We start from the raw sequence: 19,768 nt of genomic DNA on the forward strand, positions 1-19,768 counted from the left end.
TTTTTCAAAAAGAAAGGGCCTTAGCCCGTTTGCTCATCCTCATTCTTTCTTTTCTCTTCATCTATTAGGACACGGCGTAAAATTTTTCCGACTGTCGTTTTCGGCAGTTCATCTCTAAACTCATATACTTTAGGCACTTTATAAGCCGCTAAATATTTACGCGCAAACTGGTTTAATTCTTCCTCAGAACACTCCGCACCTTCTTTTAACACAACAAATGCTTTAACTGTCTCTCCTCGGTACGGATCGGGAATCCCAATCGTCACTACTTCTTGCACCTTTTCATGCTCATATAATACTTCTTCTACTTCACGAGGATATACATTAAAGCCACTCGCAACAATCATGTCTTTCTTACGATCTTTCACATAGAAAAATCCATCTTCATCCATGTAACCAACATCCCCTGTATGAAGCCACCCGTCTTGTAATACAGCTGCTGTTTCTTCTGGCTTATTCCAATACCCTTTCATAATTTGAGGGCCCTTTACAACAATTTCACCAATTTCACCTGGAGGTAAAGCCTCTCCAGTTTCAAGTGACATAATGTTTGCCTCTGTATCTGGCCACGGCACACCAATACTTCCTGGCACGCGTTTTTCCCACAAAAAATTCCCATGTGTAACTGGCGACGACTCCGTTAATCCATAACCTTCTACCAATTTGCCACCTGTAACTCTCTCAAACTCTTCCTGTACTTCTACAGGAAGCGGGGCAGATCCACTAATACAAGCCTCGATAGAAGAAATATCATATTCTTTTAAGAGGGGACTATTTAATAGAGCAATATAAATGGTTGGTGCCCCTGGAAATAGTGTGACTTTATGTTTTTTTATTGCTTCAAAAACCATTTTCATATCAAACTTCGGAATCAGCACCATTTTATATCCTTGCATAATACTTAAATTCATTACAGCTGTCATCCCATACACATGAAAGAACGGAAGAACACCAAGAATTACTTCTTCCCCTTCTTTACAATTATATAGCCAATGAGCTCCCATTAAAGTGTTCGAAACAAGGTTTTTATGCGTCAACATAACCCCTTTTGGAAATCCCGTTGTTCCCCCTGTATACTGCAAAAGAGCTAGATCATTTTCAGGATCACAAGGAACTTCAACATTAACATTACTTTCTCGTTCTACTGATTTCCATAGATGAATCGTTTCACTTTCCGACACATTCACAACAAGATTTGCCTGCTTTTTTTGTACAAATGGGTAAAGTAAATTTTTAGGGAAGGGTAAAAAGTCCGCAATACGGGTTACGATAATATGTTCAATTTTTGTAGCAGCTTGAACATTCGTTACTCTTGGAAACACTAAATCAAGACAAAGAATTACTTTTGCTCCCGAGTCATGAAGCTGGTATTCTAATTCTCTTTCTGTATATAGTGGATTTGTTTGTACTACGATACCTCCCGCAAGTAATGTACCATAATAACCAATTACAGATTGCGGACAGTTCGGCAACATAATAGCAACTCGATCCCCCTTTTCCACACCGAGCTTTTGAAGATAATTTGCAAATCTCTTCACCTTATCGTGGAAGTCTGAAAATGTAATATCCTTCCCTAAAAAGTGAAGCGCTTTCTTTTCTGGATAGCGAGAAGCCACCTGTTCCACGTATCCATGAAGCGGCTGAATATCATAAGAAATCGTACTTGGAATTTCCTCTGGATAACTTTTCAACCATGGTTTTTCCACCTTCATTCCCCCTTCAAATACATAAAAAATAAATGAATGTTCATTCATGATGGTTGTTTTCATTATATTATAGTCGCCATAACGTTACAATCATAATATTCTGACTTTTATATAACTATGCTTCACTCCATTAACTTCTTATTATATGTATAAACTCTCCTAATCTATAAAAGAAGTAAGAGAGTTATTATTTAGCTTAATCTTATTATCGTTAACACAGCTCCTGGTGTAGTTGTTGATAATGTGGCAACAGCTAACAAACCAAATAGTTGCAAACTAATAGCATCCCCCGCTGCAAGAGTTGTAATGATTGTTGCGCTAAATGATGTAGTTGCTAACGCAGGAGAATTGATCGTGCCAGCAAGTGGTGTTCCATTAATTGTAATCCGTGAACTGACTAATAATGAAGCCGTTATATTAATCGTATATGAAATATAATAATTCCCAGCATTTGCAACCGTAAATACTGTATTCCCTCCAGAAACAGTGATACCTGGGCCTATGTTTTGATTATTTGGAAGCGGGACATTCGTTCCACCTAGAAGTACCGATATCGCTGTTCCCGACGTATTATTTGCAAATGCATATGTCGCCGTGATACTTGTACCTGTTACTCCCGTTGGGCCTGTTGAACCCGTTATTCCCGTCGCTCCCGTCGGGCCTGTTGAACCCGTTATTCCTGTCGCTCCTGTTGGACCTGTTGATCCGGTTATTCCCGTCGCTCCCGTTGGGCCTGTTGATCCGGTTATTCCTGTCGCTCCTGTTGGACCCGTCGGACCTGTTGACCCGGTTATTCCCGTCGCTCCCGTTGAACCTGTTGATCCGGTTATTCCCGTCGCTCCCGTTGGGCCTGTGTCACCTGTTGCCCCCGTTGCTCCCGTTGGGCCTGTGTCACCTGTTGCCCCCGTTGCTCCCGTTGGGCCTGTGTCACCTGTTGCTCCTGTTGGACCCGTCGGACCTGTTGGGCCCAGCTTCGGAACTGTCCCATCACAACTAAAACAGCATGAATCAACATGTACACCATTTTGATTATTACACCCACAATATCCATTTATATTATTGCTCCATAAAGACATGTTGATCACTTCCTTTACGTTCAATCTTGTAAGTACAATCACCGAGTTAGAAAACACTTATCTAAATAACAGAGAAACACTTTACCTAGTGGGGGTAAACACAGATTTATTCCATGCATTCTAGTAATTATTACATGCGATTTGCTCTCTTTTCGCTTGTACTTTCGCCCCATCTCCACTGATTATTAGTTGAATCAATTGGGCGTTTACGGGCGGTCCGACTCCCCCCTAATTTCTTTTCTACAACCAAATTTTGAGGTGGGAGTCTTACTGCCCAGCATATAGCGAGATAAATACGACTATAAAATATAAAAATCCGTATAATCCATTGTTTTTCGTCGAAATTTTAAAAAAATATTGACATTAAAAATATCCTCATAGTATGATTTTGTTTGTAATTGATAATGATTTTCAATCACAAACAAAATAATTTATTTGGGGGCAGGAAATGAAAAAAATTCTTAGTATTTTTATAGTTGTTCTTCTATTCGCTGTTGGATGCGGACAGCAAAAAGAGGAGAAAAAAGAAACAAAGACAGACGACAAGAAACAAGCCATAACAATTAAACACGCTGAAGGGGAAACAAAGTTAGATAAACCAGCGAAAAAAGTTGTTGTACTTGAGTGGGTATATTCAGAAGACTTATTAGCACTTGGTGTTCAGCCAGTAGGGATGGCAGACATTAAGAATTATAATAAATGGGTAAATACAGCAACAAAACCAGGTAAAGATGTTGTAGATGTAGGGACACGTCAACAACCAAACTTAGAGGAAATTAGCCGTCTAAAACCAGATTTAATTATCACAGCTTCATTCCGTAGTAAAGCTATTAAAAACGAATTAGAGCAAATTGCACCAACAGTTATGTTTGATCCATCAACAAGCAATAACGATCACTTTGCTGAGATGACAGAAACATTTAAACAAATCGCAAAAGCAGTTGGAAAAGAAGAGGAAGGTAAAAAAGTATTAGCTGATATGGATAAAGCATTCGCTGATGCAAAAGCAAAAATTGAAAAAGCAAACTTAAAAGATAAAAACATCGCAATGGTACAAGCATTTACAGCTAAAAACGTACCAACATTCCGTATATTAACTGACAATTCCACAGCTTTACAAGTTACAAAAAAATTAGGTTTAACAAACACTTTTGAAGCTGGAAAATCTGAGCCAGATGGTTTCAAACAAACAACTGTAGAATCTTTACAAAGTGTACAAGATTCAAACTTCATTTACATTGTAGCGGATGATGATAACATTTTTGACACGCAACTAAAAGGTAACCCTGCTTGGGAAGGATTAAATTTCAAAAAAGAAGACAAAATGTATAAATTAAAAGGCGACACTTGGATTTTCGGTGGTCCTGAATCTGCAAAATCTTTAGCAACACAAGTAGCAGATGTAATGACAGCGAAGAAGTGATTCAGCGATGAATAGCTTACAACATACACTTCGAGCAAGTCTTGTATTCGGAGGAGGAGCAGCTCTCTTGCTCCTCCTTTTCTTTATTCATATCGGACAAGGTCAAGCAAATATTTCCTATAGTATGATTATCGATGCTCTTATCTCACCGAACCAATCATTAGAGCATCAAACTTTAATCATGCTTCGATTACCTAGAGCTGTAATTGCCATTTTAGCTGGCGGTGCTCTTGCTGCATCTGGGGTCATTTTACAAACGTTAACGAAGAATCCACTTGCTGAATCCAGTACAATGGGTATTCATTCTGGTGCATATTTCTTTCTCGTAGCGGCTACAATTTTCTTACCGAAAGGTTTGCAAATTAACTCACTTCTTTTCACATTTATCGGCGGTGCTATTACCGCTTTATTTGTATACCGTATTTCTGGTGGAAAAAAGGGAACCCCACTTAGAATGGCACTAGCTGGTATGGTCGTTACACTAATGCTTTCTGCCTTTACCGGAACGATGCAGCTTTTCTATGAAAATGAAACAGCTGGTTTATTTTTATGGGGAGCTGGATCTCTTATTCAAAATAACTGGGATGGCGTTCAATTCGCTTTTCCATTTATCATTATTTCTTTCCTAGTTTTACTATTTATGTCTCGTAAACTCAACATTCTCTTACTTGGTGATGATGTTGCTGTTTCTCTTGGTGAAAAAACAGCAGTAACACGTCTTATCGCCTTCATTGCTGCGATCTTTTTAACAGCAGTAATTGTAACTGTTGTTGGGCCAATTGGATTTGTTGGCTTAGTTGCACCACATTTAATGCGTCTTATTGGCTACCGTCAACACTTTACTCTCCTTCTCTCTTCTTTCTTATGGGGAGCTGTACTATTACTTGGAGCTGATGTCGTTGGTAGACTAATAGATCCAACTGGGGCTGAACTTCCTGTCGGAGCAGTCACGGCAATGATTGGATCACCTTGGCTTATTTATTTAGTGTATCGAATGATGAAATCGAAACAATATATGAATGATAACGGCGCAAATGCAGCTGGAGCTAGTTCTCGCTATTACTCTTATAAAAAGGTAATCATTATCTCTATCACACTTTGCATTGTGACGATTGCTCTTGGTGTTACAGTCGGTAGTAACGCTTATATCGAAAGTATTACAAATGTTATATCAGGACAATTAACACAATTTGATAAAAATATGATGATGAACCTTCGTTTACCAAGAATGCTCGTTGCTGCTATTGCTGGCGCATGCCTTGCAATAAGCGGGCTTGTTTTCCAAGGTATATTACGAAACCCACTCGCCGATCCTTCTATTATTGGTATTTCATCGGGAGCTGGTGTTGGTGCTTTAACTATTATGTATGTCTTTCCCGCACTTCCTGGTTTCTTCCTACCAATTGGTGCATTTATCGGCGGACTACTTGCAGTTGGAATTGTCCTCTTCTTCTCATGGAAATCAGGATTTAGCCCAACAGCCCTTGCTTTAATAGGAATTGGTATTTCAGCTCTCAGTTCAGCGATTATTCAAATCTTTATCGTTAGAGCAAATTTGAACGTTGCAGCTGCTTTAACATGGCTATCAGGTAGCACGTATGCAAGAGGATGGAATCACTTAGAAAATATCATTCTATATCCATCACTTATTCTCGTGCTTATTATCTTTTTCTTAATAAAACAACTTGATGTTCTCGTACTTGGAGACGATTTAGCAACGGGACTTGGGCAACCAGTAAATAAAACGCGCCTAGCCCTCATTGTGTTAGCAACACTACTTGCATCTGTAAATATCGCAGCTGTCGGTACGATTGCCTTTCTAGGTCTTGTTGCACCTCACTTAGCCCGAATCGTCGTTGGTATGAATCATCAAAGATTATTCGTTTGCTCAGCACTGTTTGGAGCAATCCTTCTTTCCATTGCTGATTTACTCGGACGAACAATTGCATACCCGAAAGAAATCCCTTCTGGTCTTGTCGTTGCTGTACTTGGAGCACCTTATTTCTTATGGTTGATGAGGAAAAGTGGGAAGAAGGTAAGTTAAAAAGGAAACTATCTTTTTTTCACGAATGTAACTTATGAACATAACTAGGAGGGATAACTATGTACCAAACTATTGAAGGCTTCTTGCAATCATGGACATACGAAGCAGAGTCTACTCAGAAAATGCTTGATTCATTAACCGATGCATCTTTATCACAAGAAATTGCACCTGGACATTGGACGTTAGGCAGAGTCGCTTGGCATATCGTGACGGCAATTCCTGTTATACTATCTGGCACAGGGCTAAAGTTTGAAGGAGAAACGAAAGATTATCCTGTACCAACTTCAGCTAAAACAATTGCAGATAGGTATCGTAAAGTGAATGCGGCTTTTGTTGAAGCACTTCAAAGCAAATGGACTGATAAAGACTTAGCTACTATTAATGACTTCTTTGGTCGTCCTATGCCAAATTCTATATTTTTAATGACACTTATTAATCATCAAAATCACCATCGCGGACAAATGACGGTTTTAATGCGACAAGCCGGCTTAACAGTCCCTGGCGTATATGGCCCAGCAAAAGAAGAATGGGCTGCAGCTGGCATGGAAGCTCCTAAAATGTAACAACAAAAAAAGACAAGGTGTTTACACATCTTGTCTTTTTCTGTAACTTGTTTCATGTGAAACTATTTTTTACTAAATGGTTGTTTTATGGAAAAGATAGGTTAAAATGAATACATATTATGAAGAGGAGTAACCAAATTGAATACAAAAAATAAAAAAATAGTTATGAGAACTATTTTACTAACTTCTATTATTGGGGTTATTAGCGTATCTCTTTATTTCACAAGTTATGGTACCCCTTGGGGAAAACAAACAGCAGTTACGGAATCAAAAGAATATATTACAAAATACTTTAATCTAGATGCAGAAGTCAAAAACACTTCTTACGATGCTAAAATGAATAGCTATGCAATCGCCTTTGAAACAAATAAAGACGGAGAGTTTACTATCGAATATAAAAGTCCTAATAACTTTAATATTTCTCCAGAAGTACAAGCGTATTTAAGCAAACACTCCAAATTTACAGAGTAGTAACGAAGCATACATATACAAAAAAGAGTTGGTGTAACGCCAACTCTTTTTTACGTATTCTTATCATACAGTTATATCTTCCTTCTCTATATTTTTAATTCCGTAATATGCAATCACCACTCCAATTACTGCAAGTGCTAGTTGAAGGAGAAGAAAAGTTGCTGTGGGAAACTCTGGGTTGCTATTCATTGCAATTGAGACAACGATAAGAGATGAAACAATTGTAGTTGGCACTGAACGTTTACGCATCCCGAAATATAGAGGGATTAAACTCATTCCCGCAGTTGCAATGGCTAAAGGAACCAGTTTTATTCCTTCTTGCACCAATTGATCTACTGTGAATGAATTAGGAAGAATTGAAAAATAGCTATCTATTCCAAAGAAAATTCCTACTACTAAAATGTTAGATACAATAACTGTTATAAATGTTACTATCGCTGTAATAGCCAACTTACTAGCCATCATTTTCTTTCGGTTAATAGGATAAGAAAACATAAGTAGTATTGTTTTATTTTTATATTCGCCAATTATTAACCTTGCGATTAAGACACTACCAAAAATAATAAATGTTGCTCTTACTATTGTGCTAGCCATTAACAATATCGTCTCTGGATTCCTTATTTCTGCATCACCTTCTACTTGAGCGATGATGCTCACAAAGATCATTAATGCCAGTATAACAATATTTGCAATAATTGCCCTCTTCACGTACCAACCAAGCTTAAACTTTTTCAATTCTAGCTTCATTAAATGTAGCATGATAGTCCTCCTTCCTCCTAAGACTTAATCAATATAAATGACTCCTGTTTCACTTAAAATCTTCGCTTCATTTTTCGCATCACCAATCGTTCCTACTTTTATTTTTTCTGTATTTTTACCTTTCTTAAGTCCTTTTAAATCCACTATTACGTCAGCTGAATTACTTTTAGCCATAAGCTTCAATGATGCTGGAACACCTTTATACCGTACGCCAATATCTCCTGATTTTGTTTCTACAAATAACGATTTTCCTTCTTTCATATCTTTCAGTAATACTTCACCGGATGTTGAAGTGATGTTCATATTTGAGTTACTTACATTTGTTATATAGTTATCACCAGTCATAGAATTTATATTTAATTCTTGTACTGAACTATCTTTTACAGCTAACTCTCCACTTTTCGATATGAATTCACCTTTCTCCGCTGATAGTCCTACAACCATTTCATCTCCAGACTCACTTTTTGTCACGATATTTTTCACTTCTATATCGCTTATTTTCACATCACCCGATTTATTATTTAATGTAATTTTATCTATTTCTTTCTTCGGAATAGCTATAGATATACTATTTATCTTCCGAAACGTAAAACCATTAAAAAATTGGTTCACCTTTTGTTTTTGCTTAATCACAACTTTATTTCCTTCATGTTCTATTTCGACAGGATCTACCTCTTTATCTACTCGTTGACCTTGAGCGGAAATTACTATTTTATTAGCGTCTGTACTTTTAAATTCAACATCCCAGTTTTCATTGTCCACTTCTATTTCTTTTATATGATTTATCTCAAAAGACTTTTCTTTCTTAAAATCTTTCCCCTGAGATGTCTTAAAACCAAAACCACACTAGCAATTGTCAGAAATAAAATTACAATTACTATTATTTTTTTCACCATGCATACCCCAGTTCGTCGTTGTTTTATGCTTTCTTCACGCTACATCGATCTTATCAATTTTACGATACGATAAATAACTAATAAAAATCCCTAATAAACAGAGTACAATTGGGATAAATATAAAATCATACATACTTACTTGACCGTTTCCAGGACCAACGTTACTGTTCACTAACATCCCAATTATTACTGCAGAAGTAATCGTTGTCGGTGCCGATTTCTTTCTCATCCCAAAAAATAAAGGAATTAAGCTTATACCAGATATCATAAATGCACTTATAAAGGTAGCTGGAACGGTAGCTATTATTTCCCCCATCGTAATAGATGTTTCAATTAGCCCTATCATTGGGTTCATAAAAAATATGAGCAAACTAATAGTGAACGTAGCGATAATCATGCTAATAAAACAAAAACTAAAAACAAGTGTTAATTTCGCTCTCATTAGCAGTTTCCTTTGTAGTGGATACATAAACAATAGTTGCATTGTTTTGTTCTTATACTCATCAATTACTAAACGTGATAAAATGACCGCACTAAAAATAAGAAAAGTCATCCTAATAAATAGGTTTGCTAAAGTCATATACTTTGTGAAATCAGTGAGTGCCGCATCTCCTTCACCTTTCGCTCCCAACCCCATAAGACTTACCGCAGCAAAAATTGCTATAATACAAATGGCTACCCCTTTAAAGTAACTAGATAATTGATGTTTTCTCCATTCAAGTTTCATTAATTTAAACATATAAACCACGCCTCCATTACTGACATAACTATCTCTATGCTACTAACATTCTAATTCCAGCCGTAACTACGCTTAACATCCCTATCACTAGTAAAATTAACGCCCATTTCCGCTCTGGTTTTCTATAATATAAAATCCCACTTATGAACATTACAATCAACTCACTTACTAGATTCACTAACAATCCATTAAGCATGAATGCCCTCTCCATCCATTACATTTAAGAAATATTCTTCTAAGGAACTATGTTTCTTATTAATACTTTCAATTTCTACATCGTTCATAATAAGTGCTTTTGAAATAGCTTGTTGCGTCGCTGACGTATCATACACACGAATCATGTTTCCACTCATTATTTTGTAATTTTTTATCCCGAGTTTATCTTCTAAAATATAAGCTGCACGCTTCACATCAGGAACAGTAATTTCAATGTACTCTGTTTGTTTTCCGTTAATGCTCTTCATTGAAACTTCTTTTATTAGTTTTCCATTTTGAATCACACCAATTGTATCTGCCATTAGTTCCATCTCACCTAAAATATGACTAGAAACTAATAATGTAATGCCATATTCTTTGCAAAGCATTTTAAATAAGTCTCTTAATTCTTTAATACCAATTGGATCTAAACCGTTAATTGGCTCATCTAAAATAAGTAGTTCTGGCTTTGTCATGATCGCCCTTGCAATACCAAGTCGTTGCTTCATCCCTAATGAAAAATCTTTTACTTTTTTATCATCTATACCGTGCAGTTTTACTAAATGTAAAGCATGATCAATTGCATTTTTATCGTAATAGCCCATATATTCACAATGTAATTCTAGGTTTTCCTTCGCCGTTAATTTATCATAAAAGATTGGATATTCGATAATGGTCCCCATGCGCTTTAACAATTCATAAGATGTATCTGTTAACTTCTCACCAAAAATTTCAATATCACCGCTCGTCGGTTTTATTAAATTTGTGATCATTTTCATAATCGTTGTTTTACCTGCACCATTCGGTCCTAAGAAACCGTATATCTCTCCCTTTTTCACATGCATGTTGACGCTAGAAATAACTTCTTTCCCTTTAAACACTTTCGTTAACTGATTAGTTTTTAATATATATGTCATGTCACTGTCTCCTTTCGCACTACCTTATACTTCTATAATAGACAACGGAATTCTCTTTTTTCTTACCCGTTCCTTACAAATTCCTTACGCTGAAAAAAAGCTTGTAGAATCTACTTCTCTACAAGCTAAAACAGCATCTTTTTTAATACAACTGTAAAAATTGTTTTTTCATACGGCTTACTATAAAGGTGAATTTTTCCATCCATCGCTTCCACAAGCCGTTTTGTAATCGTTAACCCTAGGCCACTTCCTTGGTACAATCTATTTCTAGAATCTTCAAGTGTGTACATACGTTCAAATACTTTATCAGCATGAGATTCGTCAATTCCTTTTCCTGTATCCCATACATCTATATACACACTCGTTTCATCATCTCTTAACGTCATACCAAGTGTCTTTCCATCGTCTCCATATGTAATCGCATTTGATATTAAATTATTCAATACTCTACCTAATACTTCTACATTTCCAAGTGCATATATATTTCTTTCTGGTATATCAATATGAACTTGAAACCCTTTCGTTGTCACTAAATCATAAAAAGATAAAATCTTCTCCCGACAAACTTCATTCATATTTACTTTTGTCATCTCGATTGCCTTGTCACCAGATTCTAATTTTGCTAAATCAAAAAACTTATGAATTAGTTCCATTACTTCTAGTGTTTTCACATGCACCTTTTCAAGTAATATTTGCTGTTCTTCTTTACTTATCGTTTTATCCTTATTTAACATTTCTGTATATCCAAGAATAACTGTTAGTGGCGTCTTTAAATCATGTGAAATATTTGAAAGCATTTTTCTCATCGAAATTTCTACTTTTGCATGATCTGCATTCGTTTTTTGTTTTGCATCTAATAGTTGATTAATTGCTACTAATAATTTTTGTAATTCTAGATCATCTGTCATAACGAGTAACTTCTCACCTGTTTGTCCATTTACAATACTTTCTAACTTTTCATATGTGTATCGTAAATTTTTACTACTATTTTTTCTCATTTTATATTGTATGTAAATGATACATAACAATATAAAAATAATACCTAGTAACAAATTGACCATATTACATCACTTCCAATTTATAGCCGATGCCCCATAACGTTTTAATATATTCTGGATTAGATGGATCACTTTCGATTTTCTCACGCAATCTTCTCATATGAACATTAATAACGTTATCGTCACCGTAATACTCTTCGTTCCAAACTAATGAATATATTTGTGCTTTTGTAAATACACGATTTTGATTTTTTACGAACAGTTTTAAAATCTCAAATTCTTTTAAAGTAAGTTTGAGAGATTTCCCGTTTTTTTCTACGGTAAAATTAATTGGATCGATTGTTAAATTGCCAATCTGAATCATCTTTTCTGTTTCTTCTGTAGCCGAGTATTTCGTAGATCTCCGAATACCTGCCTTTACACGTGCAGCTAATTCAATCATAGAAAATGGCTTACAAATGTAATCATCTGCTCCAAGTCCTAATCCAACAGCTTTATCAACATCTGTATCTTTTGCCGACATCATTAAAATCGGAACAGCACTTTTTTCTCGAATAATTCGCACAACCTCTAAGCCATCTAGCTTTGGCATCATAATATCAAGGATAATCAAATCAAATGAACCTTTTAAATATGTGTTCACGCCCTCTTCTCCATCAGACGCAATTGTTACTTGAAAGCCTTCTTTTATTAAATACTTTTCCACCATCTCTTGAATTGAGATGTCATCTTCAACTAATAAAATATGATGTGACATATGTCTATCCCCTTTTTTACAAACATTAACATTTTAATTGTATCGTAACGAATGAATACTGTGAAGAATTATATGAATTTTCAAACCAACTTCCCTTCCTTCCATAACAATGATATGATGAAATTTACGACGATAGTTCATAATTAACTTTATATAAAGGAGACTTTATCATGTCAGAAAATAAAAAAGTAAGCTTAGCTGATTTAATGCGTGAACAACTTGCAAAGAAAAAGCAAGGTAGCGGTAATGGTCAAAATGCCAAAAACCAAAGCCAAGAAACAAAAAAATTACAAAACCAACAAACGAAGAAAACAAACAACCAACGTAGACGTACAGGTGTATAAATGAACGGACAAAAACGTTCTAATATCGCACCCGGCCTTGAAGTTGATATTGTATTAAAACAAGATCAACGCACAGGCAAATTAACACGTGGAATTGTAAAAGATATTTTAACAAACTCCCCTTCCCATCCGCATGGCATTAAAGTGCGATTGCAGGACGGGCAAGTCGGTAGAGTACAAAATATCGTTCAATAAGAAAAGGAGCTCAAGTAAACTCGAGCTCCTTTTTCTTTATTAACCTTTAATTTTCTCGATGAAAACTACTTTTAAATAGTCTCCTTCTTTAAATTGATCAATGGTACGGAAATCTTCTGGTAAAGAATGTTCTTCTAATATTTTATATTTGCCATTCATTTCTTTAAATGCCGTATCGATAAAGCCTTTAAACTTTTTCATATCGAACGCACTACAATTTGTAGAAGCAACGATAATCCCATTATTTTCTGTAATGGCAATTGTTTCTTTTAATAAGTTTTTATAATCTTTCGCTGCACTAAATGTATATTTCTTTGAGCGTGCAAAGCTTGGAGGGTCAAGTACGACCATATCAAATTTCATCTTTTTCTTCGCTGCATATTTGAAGTAAAGAAAGACATCTTCTACAATAATATCCTGCGCTTCATAATCAACTTCATTTACACTAAACTGCTCAATCGTTTTACTTAAACTACGATTTGCAAGGTCAACACTCGTCGTTTTGCTCGCTCCGCCAAGCGCTGCAAATACAGAGAAAGCACCTGTATAGGAGAACATATTTAACACGGTTCTTCCCTGTGCATATGTATCACGAATTTGTTTTCGAACGTTACGCTGATCTAAAAATACACCCACCATCGCTCCGTCGTTTAAATACACCGCAAAGTTCACACCATTTTCTTTTACGATAAGCGGGAACTCGCCGCGCTCCCCTGCTACGAAATCATCGCCTTCAATGTATTTTCCTTTCATATCAAAACGCTTTTTCTCATAAATCCCTTTAAAGTTTGCTACTTTTTGAAGAGCTGCTATAATCTCATCTCTGAAAGTATAAATCCCTTCACTATACCAACTTACTACATAATAGCCATCATAATAATCGATAATTAGTCCGCCAAGACCATCACCTTCACCGTTTAGGGCGCGGAATGCTGTCGTATCACTTGATTTGTAAAATTGCTTTCGTTTATGTAAGGCAGATTTTATTTTACTTTCAAAGAAAGATTGATTAATTTGTTCACTCTCTTTTCTCGTTAAAATCCAGCCGTATCCTTTATTTTGTTTTCCATAATAGCCTTTTCCGATGAATTTGTTCTTCTCATCTACCACTTTAATGATTGTTCCTTCTTCCTGAACATCATTTAAATTTTGAATCGCATCTTTTAAAATAAGCGGATATCCACTTTTAATTTCTTTTATAAATTTCGGTTTTATTTTTATAGTAACTTCTGATCGCATATAATAACTTCCTTTCCATTTGCATGCTTTCTACTATAGGAAGCATTTAAAAAACGAGACTGAATAAACAGCCTCGTTTCACTATACCATATTATTGCTTTGCTAGTACAACTAGCTCATTCTCTCGCTTAACTGCCCCATATTTACTACATTTTGAAATGGAAATCTTACTCTCCAAAATAGTAAAAAAACTTATTTATTTCACATTTACCATTGACAATGATAATGATTTTCATTATCATTTAATGTATATGAGTTCTCGAAAATACAGGCTACATTTAATAGGAGGAATAAAACATGATTATTGTTACAAATACAGCTAAAATTACAAAGGGAAATGGGCATAAATTAATTGAGCGTTTTAATAAAGTAGGTCAAGTCGAAACGATGCCAGGCTTTTTAGGATTAGAAGTTCTTTTAACACAAAATACAGTTGATTATGATGAAGTAACAATTAGCACACGCTGGAATGCAAAAGAAGATTTCCAAGGTTGGACGAAGAGCTCAGCATTTAAAGATGCTCACTCACATCAAGGCGGGATGCCAGAATATATTCTTGATAATAAGATCACTTACTACAATGTTGAAGTTGTACGTATGCCAATGGCTGCAGCACAGTAAACATATTTCTTTTTTAAAGTATAGAATATGAGAAGCGTTACCGCTTCTCATATTCTATACTTTTTTTACTGTCTTTTTACTAGTTTCGCATGCACGACTAACCTTCCTGCTTCCGGATCAAGTGCATAGTCACACGTTGAAAGTGTTACGATTTGATCACTTGCTGTCAATTTTGTATCCGTTTTGTACAGTGACTTTTCTTGAATTTTCTCCAAAAATGAGGTGTATTCCGTATCACTGCTAAAATCCGTTTCAATGTAATAAAAATCAGTTGTTGTTGTATACACCGAGAACACTTCAAGATCATATCCTTCAAATAATGTATCGTAATATAATTTACGATGCGACATGAAGAAATCTTCATCTAACATTTTCTTTAGACTTCCAAACATAGAACCATCTTTCATACGGTGACCATATAAAATAGTATTTCGATTTTGAGATTTCACATCATTACGATAGTCCATAAAGATGCTTCCTGCTCTCATATCTTCACCTTTATAATTACGAAATAAATAGTAATCATTGTCTTTCGCTTGAACGATTGGATAATTAATTTGTGTATCATCCATCGTAACCCATCCAACTATTTCTTGGTTAATTTGCTGCAGAGCTTTGAACTGTTTACGCACTTCCCCGTCTTGTGATTGCTCTTCCATCGGACTTTTTTCATAAATGTTTTGTGCTTCGGCCATTACTTTACGATTTTCATAGTAATCCATGAAAATATCACCTAATTCATATACTGAATAGAAAAAGGTACCTAAAAAAACAACTGTAAGTATTCGTTGAAAAAAAGAATTCTTCTTCCGTTCTTTTTTACTACTCAAATTATCACCTCAAAACGGATTGTTCGTATATTTAAATACCCATTGGGACCATATACAACCCTGTATCTTCATCTTGCTTTACAACGACATCTACACCGTATATCGTCTTTATCATACTTTCTGTCACAACATCATCCGGCTTACCTTTCGTAACAATTTCGCCGTCTTTCATAACGATGATATGATCACTATAGCGAATAGCCTGATTAATATCGTGTAATACCATAACAATCGTCAATCCATGTACTTCATTTAACTCTTTTACTAGCTCTAATATTTCAAGTTGATAATAAATATCTAAATATGTTGTCGGTTCATCTAAAAAGAGCATTGGTGTTTTCTGAGCTAACGTCATGGCAATCCAAACACGTTGTCTTTCTCCACCAGATAAAGCATGAATCTCTTTATCACGTTTACTTAGCAAATTCGTACATGCTAAAGCCCTTTCGATCGCCTCTCTATCTTCATCAGTTTGCGAAGAAAAGATATTTTTATGAGGCATACGACCAAAACTTGTTAATTTCTCAACCGTCATATCTGCCGGTGCTTCATTTTGTTGATGAACAACGGCTAACTTTCTAGCAAACTCTTTCGGTTTATATTGGGTAATCACCTTCCCATCCAGTATTACCTCTCCGCTACGAGGATCGTGATTTCTTGACATCACGCCAAGTAATGTCGATTTCCCGCAACCGTTCGGACCAATAATTGTTGTAATTTTACCAAGCTCTATTTCACTACTAACCGACTTTAATCGATCCGTTACATTATCATACGAAAAGGTTACATTTTTAATTTCCATGAACTTTATCACTCTTTCTAAGCAAGAATATTAAGAATGGACCACCAATAACTGCCATAATCGTCGCCGCTGGAATTTCGTTAGGTGGCACAATTAACCTTCCAATCGTATCCGCCGTCAAAATTAACAACGCTCCTGCAAGAGCAGAAAATGGAATTAATACTTTATGATCTGAACCGACTAATTGTCTTGAAATGTGCGGAACGAGCAATCCTACGAAAGCAATAACTCCTGCAATCGCTGTTGATACTGCCGCTAAAAGTACTGCAATAGCAGAAATAATAAGGCGAACTCTCGTTACGTGCAAGCCTAAGTTTTTCGCAGTCTTATCTTGTAGCGATAATAAGTTACACCAAGCTCCTACAAACAGAGCAAGAATAAGACCAATTGTTCCATATGTAACCATTATTTCTACATCGCCCCACGTCTTCATCGTTATGTTAGAAGTCGTCGTTTGCTTAATACTCTTAATGAAGTATCCGCAAATTGTAATGAATGATTCATTTAATCCAGTGAACATCGCATTAATAGCTATACCAACTAAAATAATGCGAAGTGGACTTAACCCTGACTTCCACGAAAATGCATAAACGAGATAACATGCGAACGCACCACCTAAAAAGGCGAATACTGGTGTCCAGAAAAAGAATTGCGGGAATAACGTAATAATAACAAGTGTCATAAAACTTGCTCCTGAAGAAATACCAATCACTCCAGCATCAGCAAGTGGATTTTTCATAACAGCTTGAAACAGCACACCTGAAACGGCCAGAGCTGCTCCAGTAAATAGTGCAATAATAATACGCGGGAAACGTAAATCTTTAATCACTTCAACATCTTCATTCCCCCCTGTAAATATCCCTTGCACAAGCTCAACAATACCTATTTCTAAACTCCCTTTCATCGCTGACAATGATGTCATAACAATAAGCAATGCAGTAACAATGAGGAAACTCCAAGTTTTTTTATTCATTCCACTCTTCCTTTATATTAAAATGCATCACGGATACATCATTTTTTTCAATTCATCTAACGCTTCAATTGCTGCTAAATTACCTGTTGTCCCAAATAAGCGCTCTTCTAAATCGTAAACACGGTTATTTTTAACTGCAGCGAAATGTTTCCAAATATCATTTGTTTTAAATTCTTTATCAAACATTTTCACAACTTCATCAGGCATACCATGAGCTGCTCGTAAAATAATATCTGGATCAGCTTTTTTTAAATACTCTGTATTAGAAGCTAAATACTCTACTTGTTCACCTTGCACAATATTTTTACCACCTAGTTGTTTCACTAAATCTCCAATATAAGAATGCTCTGTTGCTACTAAATAACTCCCTGGTACACCTAATAAAATAAGCACTGTCGGTTCTTTCTTTCCCTTTACTGCTTTTTTAATCTCTGCAACTTTGTTATCTAACTTCGTTACAACTGCTTCAGCCTGCTTTTCACGTCCATATTGCTTACCTAAATCGCTAATGGAATTTTGCATATTTTTCAAGCTTGTTAAATCTAAAAAGTTTGCTTTCATGCCCACACCATCAAAAACTGGCTTTAATTCATATTCAAGTGTTGTCACGGATAATACTTCTGACGGCTTTAATGATTTTACCTTTTCCATATCAGGACTCATCGGATTCCCGACTTCAGGTAAACCTTTATATCTCTTTGGTAAATCTTTCGTACTTGTTGGAACACCAACTAAATCTACTTCTAACGCATCCATAATTTCAGTAACAGCAACTGTCGTTGCAACAATTCTCTCTTTACTCTCACTCTTTACCTGTTTTGCTGCTTCTTTTTTGGGCGCCGAGCATCCAGCTATACTCACTAATAGAATGATAGCCATTAGTACACTAGCAATTTTCTTCACTCTCAATCACCACTCCTTTCCAAACAATATGAAACAAGTCTTGATGCATGCGAACATGCATCAAGACTCCAAAAATTACAATCTTCCTGCTCTATATTTACGAACTAGTAAAGCAAGTGACCCAAGCAATAGCACCATGTATAAACCTAGTTGTGCTGTATCTGCCGTTTTTGAGTTTTTCTCTTTTTTTGGATCATTTTTTTGACCTTCTTTTTTCTTCTTATCATCTGCATTTCGGTTAAAATCAGGATTATCTACTTTTTTTACATTATCTACTTTCGGTGTAATTACTGGATTGTTCGGATCTTTTTTTGGATCCTCTTTAATCGTTCCTAACCCCCCAATATTATTTGTATCAAATTGAATTTGGACATCGTAGAAATGATGGTAGTTCATTTCGTTGATATCAACTTTTACTTTTGCATTTAATTTTGCAAATAAATCACTTACTTCAAATTGCACTACTCTCGTATTTGCATTTGTATCTTCGCTTACTACTTTCGCATCAGCAAAAAGACTGTTATTTTCCGTTTGGAATTTTGTAATCCATGCACTATTTTTTAACGTCATCTCAATGTACTTTTTACCATCTTTAACGATTAATTTTGCTGGATGTACAGTATAGTCATGCATCTTTGAAAGCTCATTTGTTTTATCTTTTAACACTTTAAATGGAATATCATATTGACCATCTACTAAATTTTTCGGATCAACTATTACTTTTGGTTGATTATTTCCACCTTGGTTGTCACTTCCGCCTTGGTTGTCGTTTCCACCTTGGTTATCGTTTCCGCCTTGGTTGTCGTTCCCACCTTGGTTGTCGTTTCCACCTTGGTTATCATTTCCGCCTTGATTACCTAAAGCTTTAATACTATTTTCATCAAATACAAATTGAACATCGTAGAAATGGTGATAATTCATTGCATCAATATCTACTTTTACTTTTGCATTTAATTTTTTCGATAAATCATCTACTTCTAACTCTACTACTTTTGTATTTTTCTCTTTATTCTCACTTAAGACTTTTGCGTTAACAAAAGAACCATTCTTCTCAAACTCAAATTTTGTAATCCATGCACTATTCGTTAATGTAAACGATACATACTTCTTGCCATCTTTCACTTTTAGTACAGCTGGACTCTTTGTATATGTGTTCATCATTGAAATTTCTTCTGTTTTATCTTTTAAAACTTTAAAGCCAATACTGTATTCACCATCTTTAAGGGCTTTTGGATCAATGGTTGTGTTGTTGCCTTGGTTGTTGTTTCCGCCTTGGTTATCGTTTCCGCCTTGGTTGTCGTTTCCGCCTTGGTTATC

21 protein-coding genes and 1 pseudogene are annotated in these 19,768 nt (G+C 35.6%); 7 read left to right on the forward strand and 15 right to left on the reverse strand.

Annotation, left to right across the window (positions count from 1 at the left end; all coding sequences use genetic code 11):
• Window positions 1-20 precede the first annotated feature (20 nt).
• Both K5S59_RS04725 and K5S59_RS04730 read right to left on the reverse strand, forming a co-directional pair.
• Window positions 21-1,706, reverse strand: coding sequence for a long-chain-fatty-acid--CoA ligase (locus tag K5S59_RS04725; protein WP_000414728.1), 1,686 nt, complete (start codon window positions 1,704-1,706; stop codon window positions 21-23).
• Window positions 1,707-1,897: 191 nt separating this feature from the next.
• Window positions 1,898-2,782 (reverse strand): BclA C-terminal domain-containing protein, encoded by an 885-nt coding sequence (locus tag K5S59_RS04730; protein ID WP_120450903.1) that lies wholly within the window; start codon window positions 2,780-2,782, stop codon window positions 1,898-1,900.
• A 448-nt stretch (window positions 2,783-3,230) separates the two neighbouring features.
• Between K5S59_RS04730 and K5S59_RS04735 the strand changes: the two genes are divergently transcribed.
• From K5S59_RS04735 to K5S59_RS04750, 4 genes are all read left to right on the forward strand, one after another.
• On the forward strand, window positions 3,231-4,205 hold the full coding sequence (locus K5S59_RS04735) for an ABC transporter substrate-binding protein (protein ID WP_000722827.1): 975 nt from the start codon (window positions 3,231-3,233) through the stop codon (window positions 4,203-4,205).
• A gap of 7 nt (window positions 4,206-4,212) precedes the next feature.
• The gene (fhuB, locus tag K5S59_RS04740; protein ID WP_001087103.1) at window positions 4,213-6,249 is read left to right on the forward strand and encodes a Fe(3+)-hydroxamate ABC transporter permease FhuB; all 2,037 of its coding nucleotides are present in this window, start codon (window positions 4,213-4,215) and stop codon (window positions 6,247-6,249) included.
• 59 nt (window positions 6,250-6,308) lie between these two features.
• Window positions 6,309-6,812, forward strand: coding sequence for a DinB family protein (locus K5S59_RS04745; RefSeq protein WP_120450904.1), 504 nt, complete (start codon window positions 6,309-6,311; stop codon window positions 6,810-6,812).
• A 138-nt stretch (window positions 6,813-6,950) separates the two neighbouring features.
• A complete protein-coding gene (locus K5S59_RS04750) occupies window positions 6,951-7,283 on the forward strand; it encodes a YfjL-like protein (protein WP_001093311.1) in 333 nt (110 codons plus the stop codon).
• A 63-nt stretch (window positions 7,284-7,346) separates the two neighbouring features.
• On the opposite strand, the gene K5S59_RS04755 is transcribed toward K5S59_RS04750, so the two are convergent.
• The 7 genes and pseudogenes from K5S59_RS04755 to K5S59_RS04785 form a co-directional block, all read right to left on the reverse strand.
• Window positions 7,347-8,042, reverse strand: a complete 696-nt coding sequence (locus tag K5S59_RS04755) for an ABC transporter permease (protein ID WP_220784040.1) — start codon at window positions 8,040-8,042, stop codon at window positions 7,347-7,349.
• A gap of 24 nt (window positions 8,043-8,066) precedes the next feature.
• Window positions 8,067-8,938, reverse strand: a pseudogene (locus tag K5S59_RS04760) (DUF4097 family beta strand repeat-containing protein).
• A gap of 34 nt (window positions 8,939-8,972) precedes the next feature.
• Window positions 8,973-9,677: an ABC transporter permease gene (locus tag K5S59_RS04765; protein ID WP_120450906.1), complete on the reverse strand. Its 705-nt coding sequence runs from the start codon at window positions 9,675-9,677 to the stop codon at window positions 8,973-8,975.
• Window positions 9,678-9,711: 34 nt separating this feature from the next.
• Window positions 9,712-9,873: a hypothetical protein gene (locus K5S59_RS04770; protein ID WP_162937147.1), complete on the reverse strand. Its 162-nt coding sequence runs from the start codon at window positions 9,871-9,873 to the stop codon at window positions 9,712-9,714.
• The gene (locus K5S59_RS04775; protein ID WP_000221077.1) at window positions 9,866-10,789 is read right to left on the reverse strand and encodes an ABC transporter ATP-binding protein; all 924 of its coding nucleotides are present in this window, start codon (window positions 10,787-10,789) and stop codon (window positions 9,866-9,868) included. Before K5S59_RS04775 ends, K5S59_RS04770 begins: the two co-directional genes overlap by 8 nt.
• Before the next feature lie 125 nt (window positions 10,790-10,914).
• Window positions 10,915-11,850: a HAMP domain-containing histidine kinase gene (locus K5S59_RS04780; RefSeq protein ID WP_120450907.1), complete on the reverse strand. Its 936-nt coding sequence runs from the start codon at window positions 11,848-11,850 to the stop codon at window positions 10,915-10,917.
• Between the two features lies 1 nt (window position 11,851).
• Window positions 11,852-12,544, reverse strand: a complete 693-nt coding sequence (locus K5S59_RS04785; RefSeq protein ID WP_120450908.1) for a response regulator transcription factor — start codon at window positions 12,542-12,544, stop codon at window positions 11,852-11,854.
• A gap of 170 nt (window positions 12,545-12,714) precedes the next feature.
• Between K5S59_RS04785 and K5S59_RS04790 the strand changes: the two genes are divergently transcribed.
• Window positions 12,715-12,888: a hypothetical protein gene (locus tag K5S59_RS04790; RefSeq protein WP_001293586.1), complete on the forward strand. Its 174-nt coding sequence runs from the start codon at window positions 12,715-12,717 to the stop codon at window positions 12,886-12,888.
• The gene (locus K5S59_RS04795) at window positions 12,889-13,083 is read left to right on the forward strand and encodes a YwbE family protein (RefSeq protein ID WP_001014310.1); all 195 of its coding nucleotides are present in this window, start codon (window positions 12,889-12,891) and stop codon (window positions 13,081-13,083) included.
• Between the two features lie 39 nt (window positions 13,084-13,122).
• Here K5S59_RS04795 and K5S59_RS04800 read toward each other — a convergent pair whose 3' ends face one another.
• Window positions 13,123-14,322: a class I SAM-dependent rRNA methyltransferase gene (locus K5S59_RS04800; RefSeq protein ID WP_120450909.1), complete on the reverse strand. Its 1,200-nt coding sequence runs from the start codon at window positions 14,320-14,322 to the stop codon at window positions 13,123-13,125.
• A 297-nt stretch (window positions 14,323-14,619) separates the two neighbouring features.
• On the opposite strand from K5S59_RS04800, the gene isdG reads away from it, so the two are divergent.
• Complete coding sequence (isdG, locus tag K5S59_RS04805) at window positions 14,620-14,943, forward strand: heme oxygenase (protein ID WP_000587825.1); 324 nt, start codon at window positions 14,620-14,622, stop codon at window positions 14,941-14,943.
• A 65-nt stretch (window positions 14,944-15,008) separates the two neighbouring features.
• Here the strand turns inward: isdG and srtB are convergent, their stop codons facing one another.
• The 5 genes from srtB to K5S59_RS04830 all read right to left on the reverse strand — a co-directional run.
• Entirely contained in the window at window positions 15,009-15,773 is a 765-nt protein-coding gene (gene srtB / locus K5S59_RS04810; RefSeq protein WP_000095597.1) for a class B sortase, read from the reverse strand.
• Window positions 15,774-15,804: 31 nt separating this feature from the next.
• Window positions 15,805-16,575, reverse strand: a complete 771-nt coding sequence (locus tag K5S59_RS04815) for an ABC transporter ATP-binding protein (protein ID WP_120450910.1) — start codon at window positions 16,573-16,575, stop codon at window positions 15,805-15,807.
• Window positions 16,565-17,548: a FecCD family ABC transporter permease gene (locus K5S59_RS04820; RefSeq protein WP_001036828.1), complete on the reverse strand. Its 984-nt coding sequence runs from the start codon at window positions 17,546-17,548 to the stop codon at window positions 16,565-16,567. The genes K5S59_RS04815 and K5S59_RS04820 overlap by 11 nt, the downstream gene beginning before the upstream one ends.
• Before the next feature lie 27 nt (window positions 17,549-17,575).
• Window positions 17,576-18,457, reverse strand: coding sequence for a heme ABC transporter substrate-binding protein IsdE (gene isdE / locus K5S59_RS04825; RefSeq protein WP_033656220.1), 882 nt, complete (start codon window positions 18,455-18,457; stop codon window positions 17,576-17,578).
• Between the two features lie 69 nt (window positions 18,458-18,526).
• On the reverse strand, window positions 18,527-19,768 hold a 1,242-nt coding region (locus K5S59_RS04830; protein WP_220784041.1), incomplete at its 5' end, for an NEAT domain-containing protein.

Source organism: Bacillus sp. BML-BC051, assembly GCF_019656175.1.
GTDB classification, from domain to species: domain Bacteria; phylum Bacillota; class Bacilli; order Bacillales; family Bacillaceae_G; genus Bacillus_A; species Bacillus_A mobilis.